This is a genomic window from Paraburkholderia tropica (genome assembly GCF_914484835.1).
Classification (GTDB): domain Bacteria; phylum Pseudomonadota; class Gammaproteobacteria; order Burkholderiales; family Burkholderiaceae; genus Paraburkholderia; species Paraburkholderia tropica_A.
This window is the reverse complement of the sequence record NZ_CAJZAR010000021.1, coordinates 1-656: the sequence shown is the minus strand read 5'-3', so window position 1 is coordinate 656 and position 656 is coordinate 1. Positions and strand designations below refer to the sequence as shown.

3 tRNA genes and 1 pseudogene are annotated in these 656 nt (G+C 54.1%); all 4 read right to left on the bottom strand.

The annotated features are described in order from the left end of the window. Nucleotides 1–64: pseudogene (locus LDO54_RS01935) on the bottom strand (GTP-binding protein); the annotation flags it as partial. Between the two features lie 121 nt (nucleotides 65–185). Further along, a tRNA-Thr gene (locus LDO54_RS01930) sits at nucleotides 186–260 on the bottom strand. A gap of 32 nt (nucleotides 261–292) precedes the next feature. Continuing rightward, nucleotides 293–366 (bottom strand) — tRNA-Gly (locus LDO54_RS01925). A 51-nt stretch (nucleotides 367–417) separates the two neighbouring features. Beyond that, nucleotides 418–503: transfer RNA gene (locus LDO54_RS01920), tRNA-Tyr, on the bottom strand. Between the last annotated feature and the right edge of the window lie 153 nt (nucleotides 504–656).

Below are 656 nucleotides of genomic sequence, written 5' to 3'. Positions count from 1 at the left end.
CAACGTGACCGATCGTGCCCACGTTCACGTGCGGCTTGGTCCGCTCAAACTTACCCTTGGCCATTTTCGACTCCTAAGAGGATTTTTCCGTACGTTGCGCGGGGCGCGCAAACAATCACTGGGTTGCTGCTGCCTGCTCGATGCGAGGCCTTCTGAACGCTTCTGGAGGCCTGCTAGATACCGGCTGGTGCCCATGGGCAGGATCGAACTGCCGACCTCTCCCTTACCAAGGGAGTGCTCTACCACTGAGCCACATGGGCAAAAACTGCTCTGAACTACTTTATTGCGTCGCTGGAGCGGGTGAAGGGAATCGAACCCTCGTCGTAAGCTTGGAAGGCTTCTGCTCTACCATTGAGCTACACCCGCGAAGTTTTTCCGACTACTGCCGATTCCCGACACTTAACTTCAGCTGAATTCTGGTGGAGGAGGTTGGATTCGAACCAACGTAGGCGTAAGCCAACAGATTTACAGTCTGCCCCCTTTAGCCACTCGGGCACCCCTCCGTAGAGAACTGATGATTATGGGGTAAGTTCCGAACCGTGTCAAGCACTTTATTCGGCGCAGAACCCACAACGCTCTCACTTATAGGGAGAGCGAAAAAGCAAAAACCCCGGCTTTTTAGGGCCGGGGTTTCGCAATAAGAAGCCTGACGATTA